This window comes from Oceanihabitans sp. IOP_32, assembly GCF_009498295.1.
GTDB lineage: Bacteria > Bacteroidota > Bacteroidia > Flavobacteriales > Flavobacteriaceae > Wocania > Wocania indica.
In genome coordinates this window covers 2351314-2362752 of the sequence record NZ_CP040813.1, presented here as the reverse complement: position 1 = coordinate 2362752, position 11439 = coordinate 2351314, and the positions used below count along the sequence as shown (strand labels likewise).

Annotated in this window: 7 protein-coding genes, 1 tRNA gene and 1 pseudogene; 3 read left to right on the top strand and 6 right to left on the bottom strand. The window is 35.5% G+C overall.

Features of this window, described 5'->3' with window-relative positions:
* The first annotated feature begins 317 nt into the window (after positions 1-317).
* A complete protein-coding gene (metK, locus tag FEZ18_RS09825) occupies positions 318-1571 on the top strand; it encodes a methionine adenosyltransferase (RefSeq protein ID WP_153268139.1) in 1254 nt (417 codons plus the stop codon).
* A 376-nt stretch (positions 1572-1947) separates the two neighbouring features.
* Here the strand turns inward: metK and FEZ18_RS09820 are convergent, their stop codons facing one another.
* Together FEZ18_RS09820 and FEZ18_RS09815 are read right to left on the bottom strand one after the other, a co-directional pair.
* Positions 1948-2901, bottom strand: a complete 954-nt coding sequence (locus tag FEZ18_RS09820; protein WP_153268138.1) for a transposase — start codon at positions 2899-2901, stop codon at positions 1948-1950.
* Between the two features lie 19 nt (positions 2902-2920).
* Positions 2921-3274: a transposase gene (locus FEZ18_RS09815; RefSeq protein ID WP_153268016.1), complete on the bottom strand. Its 354-nt coding sequence runs from the start codon at positions 3272-3274 to the stop codon at positions 2921-2923.
* Between the two features lie 184 nt (positions 3275-3458).
* Here FEZ18_RS09815 and FEZ18_RS09810 point away from each other — a divergent pair, with 184 nt between their 5' ends.
* Complete coding sequence (locus tag FEZ18_RS09810) at positions 3459-4061, top strand: alpha-ketoglutarate-dependent dioxygenase AlkB family protein (protein WP_153268137.1); 603 nt, start codon at positions 3459-3461, stop codon at positions 4059-4061.
* Between the two features lie 146 nt (positions 4062-4207).
* Here the strand turns inward: FEZ18_RS09810 and FEZ18_RS09805 are convergent.
* A tRNA-Tyr gene (locus FEZ18_RS09805) sits at positions 4208-4289 on the bottom strand.
* 436 nt (positions 4290-4725) lie between these two features.
* Between FEZ18_RS09805 and FEZ18_RS09800 the strand changes: the two genes are divergently transcribed.
* Positions 4726-5340, top strand: a complete 615-nt coding sequence (locus FEZ18_RS09800; protein WP_153268136.1) for a deoxynucleoside kinase — start codon at positions 4726-4728, stop codon at positions 5338-5340.
* A gap of 235 nt (positions 5341-5575) precedes the next feature.
* Here FEZ18_RS09800 and FEZ18_RS09795 read toward each other — a convergent pair whose 3' ends face one another.
* From FEZ18_RS09795 to FEZ18_RS09785, 3 genes and pseudogenes are all read right to left on the bottom strand, one after another.
* Positions 5576-7936 carry a sodium-translocating pyrophosphatase gene (locus tag FEZ18_RS09795; protein WP_153268135.1) on the bottom strand — a complete coding sequence of 787 codons (2361 nt, stop codon included), beginning with the start codon at positions 7934-7936 and terminating at the stop codon, positions 5576-5578.
* A gap of 127 nt (positions 7937-8063) precedes the next feature.
* Complete coding sequence (locus FEZ18_RS09790; protein WP_153268134.1) at positions 8064-8591, bottom strand: inorganic diphosphatase; 528 nt, start codon at positions 8589-8591, stop codon at positions 8064-8066.
* A 296-nt stretch (positions 8592-8887) separates the two neighbouring features.
* A pseudogene (locus tag FEZ18_RS09785) lies at positions 8888-11403 on the bottom strand (DUF5686 family protein).
* Positions 11404-11439 lie beyond the last annotated feature (36 nt).

Here is an 11439-nt window from a genome sequence, read left to right as displayed (position 1 = left end):
TGAAATAATCACAATAATAATTACAGGAATAATATTTAAAATTTGGTTTTTCATATTTAGAAAGCAAAGATTGCAAATAAATTTTGAATAGTTGTTATTTTTTTGAAAAAAAGAAAAAACAGCATACATATTCTTTTATTTTTTTACTTTTGCAACTTAAATTAACAGAGGAAGGATTTGACTGATTGCAACCTCTTTGTTTTGAATGATTTTTTTCGGTTTTAAAACCAATAATTACACAAAACAAGTAAAAATGCTAAAGGCAGTGAGAACTCCCTTCGACGCTATCCGTCAAATCTTTTTATAAAATATTACATATGGCTTATTTATTTACCTCAGAAAGTGTTTCTGAAGGACACCCTGATAAAGTGGCAGACCAAATTAGCGATGCGCTTATTGATAACTTTTTAGCGTTTGATATCGATGCGAAAGTGGCTTGCGAAACTTTAGTAACCACAGGTCAAGTGGTTTTAGCAGGCGAAGTAAAATCGACCACCTATCTAGATGTTCAAAAAATTGCACGAGAAACCATAAATAAAATTGGATACACCAAAGGCGAATACATGTTTGACGGTAATTCTTGCGGTGTTTTATCTGCTATTCACGAACAATCACCAGATATTAACCGTGGTGTAGATAGAGCAACAAAAGAGGAGCAAGGCGCTGGCGACCAAGGTATGATGTTTGGTTATGCCACACGCGAAACCGAGAATTTCATGCCTTTGGCCTTAGATTTATCGCATAGAATTTTAAAAGAACTTACTGAATTACGTAGAGAAAACAAAGACATTACTTACTTAAGACCCGACTCCAAAAGTCAGGTAACTATAGAATATAGCGACGATAACATCCCGCAACGTATTGACTCGATTGTGATCTCTACACAGCATGACGAGTTCGACGAGGATGAAAAAATGCTCGCCACCATAAGAAAAGATATTATTAACATTTTAATACCACGTGTTATTGCCAAATTGCCTAAGGAAATACAAATGTTATTTAATGATAAAATTACATACCATATAAACCCAACTGGCAAATTTGTTATCGGCGGTCCGCACGGCGATACAGGCTTAACAGGCAGAAAAATTATTGTAGACACTTATGGCGGTAAAGGGGCCCATGGTGGTGGTGCTTTTTCTGGAAAAGACCCCAGTAAAGTAGATAGAAGTGCAGCTTATGCCACTCGACATATCGCAAAAAACTTGGTTGCTGCAGGCGTGGCAGACGAGGTTTTAGTTCAAGTAAGTTATGCTATTGGGGTTGTTGAACCTATGGGGGTTTTTATAGACACTTACGGCACATGCCCATTTAATATGACCGATGGAGAAATTGCAGAAAAGGTTTCTGAACTGTTTGATTTACGACCATATGCTATTGAAAAAAATCTAAAATTACGCTCACCAATGTATAGCGAAACCGCAGCTTACGGCCATATGGGACGAGAAAACGAAACTGTTTCCAAAACCTTTACCCAACCAAATGGCGAAAGCATAACGCTTGATGTAGAGCTATTTACTTGGGAAAAACTTAATCGTGTAGACGATATAAAACAAGCTTTTGGTTTGTAGAATTTAAATTTTTAAAGATTTAAGCCTTGTAGTTAATTTTACAAGGCTTTTTTATTGCAAAAAGTCTCGATAGTATAGACTTTAGGTTCTAAAAGGTTAAGACAACCAAAAATTACCAAACTTTGTATTATACCAAATTAGCCATGTCATGCCGCATATAATTCGTTTACTCACATCTTTCTATGTTATAAATAGGTGTTCACGATGTGCTTCGCAGTTCTTTTTTGCCCATATTTCGGTATAACATAAAACCATAACACAGGCTATGTGCTTTGATTTTAGCTCACGCCCATATTATAGTAAAATAACGAGTTCGTGAATCTGCGATTTCTATCTCATCTGAACAAAAAATAAGGATCAAGTCCAAAAGTTGTGTTTAAGCAAATATTGTTATTAATCTATAGAGGAAGAATTCTACGTTTTTCACACCTCTAAACTGCGCTCTAAACGCTTTGATTTTGGTATTAAATGATTCTGCTGATGCGTTTGTACTTCTATTTATGAAGTAGTTTAATATAGATCGATAGTTAATATGTATTGTATTTGCTATTGAATTAAAAGCTCTAAATCCAGTTTTCTCCACATCGTTATACCAATGCGCTAATTTTGTGTATGCTATTTCTACTGATTTTGCTGTATTGAAAATATTTCTTAGTCCCTGTACTAAGTTAAATGCAACCTTGATATCAGGATATTCATTGAAGAGTATTGCACTTCTTTGGTATTGATTTTTTGTCCATTTAGAAGGATTTTTATAAAGTAAATATCTGCTTCTAGCTAAGAGTTGTTTTCTTGTGTCACCATTTTTAAATATTTCAGGATTATACCTTTTATTGCTTGCTCTAGCTTGCTTGATTTTTTCGTTTTCTAGGTCTATGGCCTCCCATCTATGCTTAATTCTAATGTCTTGTAATGCTTCCAAAGCTAGCTTTTGCACGTGAAAACGATCTGTGACTTGTACGGCTTTTGGGAAGCATTTTTTACATATAGTTTTCATTGAGTTTGCCATATCTAGAGTTATTTCCTTGACCTTAGCTCTTTTCTTTGCTGAGATTTTGAGCAGTTGTTCTATAATGGGATCTACTTTGGTTCCAGCAAAAATGGCGACTATACTACCTTTCTTTCCTTTTGCTTTTTTGTTTGTAATTATGGTGTAGAGTTCACCTTTGGAGAGTGCTGTTTCATCAATAGATAGATAAGCACCTATATTCTCTGGAAAAATGAGCCATTGTTTGGCGTGCTTCTTTTGATCCCACTCTTTAAAATCGCTTAAATAGTCTTTATACTGTCGTTGTAATTTTTTCCCATTTACTCCATAGAAGTGTCCAATAGTATGACAGTCTGAGGCTCTAGTATTGACTAATTTCTTTTAAAAAAGCAGCGAACTCGGTGGTCATTCGTGTTCCCTGTGCTACTAAATTCCAATCTCTTTGTACGACTTGCTTAGTGGTTTTATCTAGCCATCTTCGCCGCTTTACATGCAGATAGACCGTGTTTCCTCTCAGCGGAAAATCTTGAATGGTTATTTGTTTATGAAACCCATGAGCAATTAACTCGCGTTTAGACTCTTCTTTAGGGGTGATATTACGTTCTTCGAAGTAAAGATGCATTACTTCACCATTTTTTGTGCTATTTACCAAATCAAAATGATTGATTAAAAATTCAGGTAAAATAAGTTTGAGTAGTTCTAGATAATTGTCCAAAATAATATTTTTAAAAACAAAAATCGCAATCTTATTTCAATTTACACACAACTTTTGAGAATGATCCTAAAATAATTCAAATTAATAGTACGACATTTCAAAACTAAATTGGTATTACAAGCCATTTTATCTAAAAAAGCAATACTTATATTAACTCTTCCAAACAGAGCACAAACTTCAAACTATGACCTTGTTTAACAACGATCCTATACCAAACATCCTTCCTTTTGATGGTGTGACACATTATTACGGTAAAATTTTGAATACGGAAAAATCACAATATTATTTCAATCAATTGCTCCAAAATATAAACTGGGAGAATGATAACATATTCATGTTTGGAAAATTAATAATTACCAAACGCAAAGTCGCCTGGTATGGCGACCAACCTTTTAACTATACCTATTCTAAAACAACTAAACACGCCCTACCTTGGAATAAAACACTTTTAGAATTAAAAAACATAATAGAAAATAAGAGTGGTGAAACATTTAACTCTTGTCTACTAAATTTATATCACAACGGTGAGGAAGGTATGGGATGGCATAGTGATGCTGAAAAGGAATTAAAAAAAGATGGTGCCATAGCTTCGCTAAGCTTAGGAGCAGACCGTAAATTTTTATTTAAACACAAAGAAACTAAGCAAACCATTTCGGTACACCTAGAACACGGCAGCTTATTACTTATGAAAGGGAGCACACAACAAAACTGGGTACACCGCTTACCTCCAACTAAAAAAGTAAATAGTCCTCGAATAAATTTAACCTTTAGAACCATTATAGCATAAAAATACCAGTAGTAGATTTTACGCTTTTTTAATTTCAAGTAAAAATTGGAGACATTAAAATAACCCTTAAGAAAGCCAAATCATGAAAATAATATCCAAAAAAAAAAAGCAAGCCTTGAAATGTGCTTGCTTTTGTAAACGTTTTGTGGGGAGAGCAGGATTCGAACCTGCGAAGACATAGTCAGCAGATTTACAGTCTGCCCTCGTTGGCCGCTTGAGTATCTCCCCAAAACCGATGGCAAATATATCACAGTTTACGTATTATGCAAAATAAATTAGTAATTAATTTACTCTCAAATCTCAAAACTATTAGTCTAAGATAAAAAGCCTACTCAGAATCTCAAAACAAGACTTTATAAGTGGCTCACAATCAAATCCATTAAAGTCTCTCCCAAGAGATTCTATTTAAATACATGACGTTTACAAAGCTTTACTAAGTTTTATTACCGTATGCCTGAGTTGATTATTTTTTGAGTATCACAGTTTCTAAAACATATAAAACCAATAATTTGTTTGATATGTCTCCCAAAAAAACCAGAGCGATTATAACAGCCAAAGTAAACTATAAAATTGTTAATAAGTCGGTTTTCACGAACCAGTGGAAGCTTGTATATTTACCATCGTAAACCCCTTGATGAATACCAAATATTAAAAGATTTAAATTATGCATGTTGCAATTGCAGGAAATATTGGCGCTGGAAAAACAACGCTAACAAAATTATTAGCTAAACACTACAATTGGGAGGCCCAACTTGAAGACGTTGTAGACAATCCGTATTTAGACGATTTTTACAACCAAATGGAACGTTGGAGTTTTAATTTACAAGTGTATTTTTTAAATAGTAGATTCCGACAAGTATCTCAAATTCGCGAAAGCGGTAAAGATATTATTCAAGATAGAACCATTTACGAAGACGCCCATATTTTTGCACCCAATTTGCATGCTATGGGTTTAATGACCAACCGTGATTTCGAAAACTACTCGTCGCTTTTTCAACTTATGGAATCGTTTGTTAAAGGGCCAGATTTACTTATTTATTTACGTAGTTCTATTTCTAATTTGGTTGAACAAATTCATAAACGAGGTCGCGATTATGAAAACTCCATTAGTATTGATTACTTAAGCCGTTTAAACGAACGTTACGAGGCTTGGATTTCGACATACGATAGAGGTAATTTACTGGTTATAGATGTCGATAAACTCGACTTTGTGGCTAATCCTGAAGATTTAGGGAGTATTATTAACAAGGTTGAAGCCGAAATTCACGGTCTTTTTTAACCTGTCTTCATAAAAACAAAAAACAATAAAACATTTAAAAATTAAGTTGTTATGAGACCCTTAATCGAGCATTTGGTACTCTTGCGAAATTACCATCGTTTAAAAGTTCTTGACAACTGAGTTAACGGCCGTGCAATTTCGTTGTTTTAAGCTTTAATGTATACCACCAAACACTTTCTATAAAAAAACACCCACACGATTACGTCTGGGTGTTTAGTTTATAATTTAGCTTTATTTAGCTACGTTCTTCGTTCTTATAATTTAAAACCGCTTTTTCAACTTCTAACTCAGTACCTTCAAAAGTTACGTAGTTCGTATATTTCTCACCATTATCTTCGATAACTGTGGTTACAACAGCTTTAAAAACGCCCTCTGCAACCTCATTCATTTCAACTTTAATTTCTTTTGAAACATTTTGAGTAACCAGTTCAGTTCCTTGTTTTTCATCTGTATAAGCAGCAACACCATCGGCAGTCATCGCGATACTAGGCGCAATAACCAAGGCTACAACACTCATTAATTTTAATAAAATGTTTAATGAAGGTCCCGAGGTGTCTTTAAAAGGATCTCCAACGGTATCTCCTACAACAGCCGCTTTATGAGCATCGGTTCCTTTTCTACCTTCTTCTTCGATAGTTTTTTTTGCATTATCCCAGGCACCACCAGCATTCGATTGAAAAATAGCCATTAATACACCACAAGTAGTAACACCCGCAAGTAAACCGCCAAGCATTTCGGCTCCGCCAATAAAACCAACGGCTACTGGTACCACAATTGCTAATAAACCAGGTAAAACCATTTCTTTAATCGATGCTTTGGTTGAAATATCGATACATTTCCCATAATCTGCAACGCCATCGGCAGCATCAAATATTTTTCTGTCCGCATCTGAAGCCTTTGACATATCAGAATCATATTTTCTCATAACCTCTAAAGCCGCTTTAAGCTCAGGTATATCTCTAAATTGACGACGTACCTCCTCGATCATGGCCATAGCTGCACGACCAACCGCATTCATAGATAATGATGAGAATACAAAAGGTAGCATACCTCCTACTAATAAACCAGCCATAATTCTTGGCTTCGAGACATCAATAGTAAGAACTCCTGCGGTTTGCATAAATGCCGCAAATAAAGCCAAGGCTGTTAAAGCCGCAGACGCAATAGCAAAACCTTTTCCAACCGCTGCCGTAGTATTACCAACGGCATCCAATTTATCGGTGCGTTCGCGCACTTCACTTGGTAATTCTGCCATTTCAGCAATACCTCCAGCGTTATCACATATTGGGCCATAAGCATCGACCGCTAATTGAATACCCGTATTGGCTAACATACCTACGGCTGCAATAGCAATACCGTATAACCCAGCATAATGATGAGATACCATAATCGCAGCAGCAATTAAAAGAATAGGAATCATGGTAGACATCATACCCACACCTAAACCTGCAATAATATTTGTAGCCGCACCTGTTTCAGATTGTTTTACAATAGACATGACAGGTTTTTTACCAGTAGCTGTATAATACTCGGTAATTTTACCAACACCCAAACCTGCAACAAGACCAGCAATGGTCGCCCAAAAGACACCCATAGCTCCATAAGGCAAGCCTTCTACGGTTTCAGGAATTAAGGCATGGATTATAAAGTAAGATGCTATAACCATTAGGCCAGCAGAGCCAAACTCTCCAATGTTTAATGCCGTTTGCGGGTTTCCTCCATCTTTTACTTTTACAAAAAAGGTTCCTAAAATAGACATTACAATTCCTACAGCGCCAAGAACTAAAGGCAAATAGACGGCACCCAAACCATTAAAATCGGGTGTAAATATAAAAGCACCTAAAACCATAGTTCCTATAATGGATCCGACATACGACTCGAATAAATCGGCACCCATTCCAGCAACATCGCCAACATTATCGCCAACATTATCTGCAATAGTTGCTGGGTTTAATGGGTGATCTTCTGGAATACCTGCCTCTACTTTCCCCACTAAATCGGCTCCAACATCGGCAGCTTTCGTATAAATACCACCACCAACACGCGCAAATAAGGCTATAGAAGATGCGCCTAAAGAAAATCCAGAAAGCACATTTAAAACCAAGGTTAAATTATCTGCTCCAGGCCAAATGTTTTGATAGATGATAAATAAGGCGCTTAAGCCCAAAATACCCAAGCCCACAACACCTAAACCCATTACAGCCCCACCAGCGAAAGCCACTTCTAAAGCACGCCCTAAGGATGTTCTTGCCGCTTGAGTCGTTCTTACGTTGGCTTTGGTGGCCACACGCATACCAATAAACCCAGCTAAAGCCGAGCAAATAGCGCCAATAATAAACGACACCGCAACCATACCGCTAGACCCTATCTCTGAACTGCCTTTAAAATACAATAAGATGGCGACAGCTAAAACAAAAACGGCTAAAACTTTATATTCGGCCTTTAAAAATGCCATGGCGCCATCGGCAATATTTTTGGCAATTCGAGCCATCTTTGCATTTCCGACTTCTTGTTTAGAAACCCAGCCACTTTTAATAAATACAAACAATAGCGCTACAATACCAAATACTGGTAAAAATTTTATAATTAAATCCATATTAATACATAAGTTAGTTTAAGTTAACAATTTTTTAACGGAACTAAAAATAGTAAAATATGAGTTATAAAAAAAGCCACCTTAAACATAAGATGGCTTTTTTTTTATATCGATTTTTAAGCTTGACTTAAATCTTAAAATCTCCGTTTTTTTTATGGTCGCTATTTTTATAACGCTCCACACATTTATGATAAATTTCTATTGCTGCGGCTGCATTTCCAAAACCACCAACATCTACTTTTTTCTCTTCTAAGTCCTTATATACTTGAAAAAAGTGCTCAATCTCTTTTAATCTGTGTGGTGTTAAGTCCGACAAATCTTTACTGTCGCACCAAAGCGGATCGGATACAGGAACGCATATAATTTTCTCATCTGGTCCTTTTTCATCTGTCATATGGAAAACCCCAATAGGTCTAACCTCCATGACTACCATAGGATAGGTTGGCTCTGAGCCCAATACTAGCACATCTAATGGGTCTTGATCTAAAGCTAAGGTCTCGGGGATAAAGCCGTAGTCTCCAGGATACATCATTGAAGAAAACAACATTCTATCAAACCTAATTTTGTGTAAATTAAAATCGTATTCGTATTTATTTCTACTCCCTTTTGGTATCTCAATTAATACATCAAAAGTTATTGGTTTTTCCTTACTCATATTTATTCCATTTTGGGCTGCAAATGTACTGAACCCTTTAATATTTAACAACTAAATTTTGGTCGTTTTTAGACATTAAAAATTACCTGTTTTATATTTCGTATTTTAATAGCAGATTTCAGGCCCTTAAATGCCGTAATCACCACCTGAAAAACAGAAACACAACCCGTAAAATCAATATATAATTCTAAAATTTATTATATAAAGTTTTATATCCCTAATCTTGCCTTTGCGACAGACCAAAAATAAAGGCAAATCTATGGTGATCTTTAACAATTACCACCAAAACAAATCCCCTAAAAATAAAAACCAAACGTCCCAGTAACCCCAAACTTACGTGCGTCTGGGTATAAAACTTTATCTTTATAATTGCCCCTAAAATTAAAGTCCACTCTAAAAACTTTAAAAATATTTCCCACACCAAAACCATACTCGTAATACGGTTTATTACTTGGTGCCATTAACGGAATACTATTAGGGTTGCTGGTCGTGTTCAAATCAATATTGGCTTGAGAAATTTCACCCCAAACACCGCGAATACTAACAATTTCACGAAGATTAAATTTACGTAAAAAGGGAATTCTAGAAAATAAGCGGCCGTTAAAATTATGCTCTAAATGAAATGACGCGTAGGTATCGCTTACAAACTCGTAATAATCTAACTGAGAAAACGTATTATAAATTGAAAAGTACGATTGATTTCCCGGAATGGCACTTAACAAACCTAAAGGCACTTCTCCATAGGTTTTACCGGCCTCTACAGTGGTAGTAAGTCTACCAAAACCACCAATTTGCCAAGGTTTTATATATGAAAATTGCAAGTTTAGTATAATCGAAATCACTATTGATCACATTTTCTTCACCACGACTAACTTGGGCAAAAAATCGCGCAAAATCATCGTTTGCTGTACGGCGTTCTACACCATAACCCGTCATTTTTCGCTTTGGGAAATAAGATAAAAGAAAACGTGGTTTCAAATTGGTTTATTTCCGAGAAATAACCTGTAGGCGATTCTAAATCTACATAATCTAAACTAAAAGTTGGTGAGGCCGACTCTAAAGTACGGTAGTTGGCACCCAGTCTAAAAATAACATTCCGCCAAGGCTCTAACTCGGCAGCAAAACTAGTTAAATTAATAGAGGTTAATTTATCGTTTGTTCCTGTACCCACTATAGATGACGATGCTAAACTACGGCCTAAAACATCTGTGCTCGTAGTTAAACTTGCACCAATTTGCTCGACATCTCGCCTGTTTCCGCCAGATATAATAAATCTGCTTTTTTTGTCTAGCAACCATTTCCCAGAAATCCCGTACTTAAATTTATCGTCTTCAAAACCATAAGCCAGAAAACCTTCTAAACGCCATAAATCATTCTGCCCGAAATAAGTACGTAGACCTGTTCTTAATCGCAAACCTTCAACCTCATTATAACCAAACGTAGAGAAAACAGAACCATAATCTAAAGGCAAGGTATTAAACTCGATGTAACCCGAAGCTAAAATACTACCTAAACTATAGAGGCGTTTAAACTTTTTTACTGTTTTTAAGGTGTCTAACATTTTATAAACACCCTGCTCATTTTTATTTAAATCTTCCAATCGTTTTGCCGCCCAAAAAGCATCGTCTCTGTTGTAAATATCTTTATCGTAATTATAAACTTCGCGGTCGTAGAATTTTTTATCCTTTTCAATATCAAACTTATAATTACTGTATAATGTTGTACGCCTGCCGTAAACACCTCGCGATTTTTCTTTTTTACGCAGGGCAAAATCAGACATCATATAATCCCGTTTTACAAGAAATATGGAATCGTTTAAAACCTCAAATTCTTGTTCGATATATATATCTTTTACCCAGTTTATATTGGCACTTTTTGAGGCTTGCAAATTAATTTCTTTTATAGCATAAGTAGTATCGGCCACCCAAAAATCGCCTTTAAATGTCAGTTCGTTTTTACGTCGTGGGTAATACACAATATTATAACACCATTTATTATCTATAAAAGCACTATCGGACAATACGTAGTTATAGGTGTTAATTCCGGTTCTTGAAAGCGGACTTACAAAGCTCTTATCAAAAAATTTGAGGTAATTATCGTAAACATTATAGTCGGAATATAAATCGCCAATAAAATCTATAATAATTTGATTGTTGCTAAACCCAGAGTTCTTGTTGCCTTGTAAATCTGTTTTTTCTTTTTTTAACACATTGTCACCATAAACTTTAGATACGGCTTCGTTAATAAAAATGGGCAAGTAAGTTTTACCTGTAACCCGTGAGGTATCGACCTCTTTAAACACAAATTCCATACCTCTAAAGAGCTTACTTTTAATTAAGGCACTATCGATGGTATTGAGATCAAATTGTACTTTCTCGTATTTATCGTACTCGTATTGCTTAAAAAGATTTAAACCATTTTTGCGTTTATGCGCCCAGATTTTCCGAAGTAAATCGATGGCCGGATTATTTTTTTTAGGCTGTTTTCCAGTAACAATGAGTACGGCGTCAAGTTGAGCAGCTTCTTCTTTTAAAATAAATTTTAAATTATAATTTACTTTTTTGGTTAAAGGCATTTCGATGGTTTCGTACCCCATAAAAGAAACACTTAATACAGACCAAGTCTCGTTAGACTCTAAATAGAATTTACCATTCTCGTCTGTGATCGTACCTTCTGAAGAATTTTTAAATACAACATTAGCAAAGGCCACTGGTTCGTTAAATTCGTCGAATACATGACCACTTACTTTCGTTTGGGCTAGGGCAGAAATAATTCCGAAGCTATAAAGGACAATGACTAATTTTATATTCATAATAAAAAAACTTCATCAACAATCATGCAAATGAAG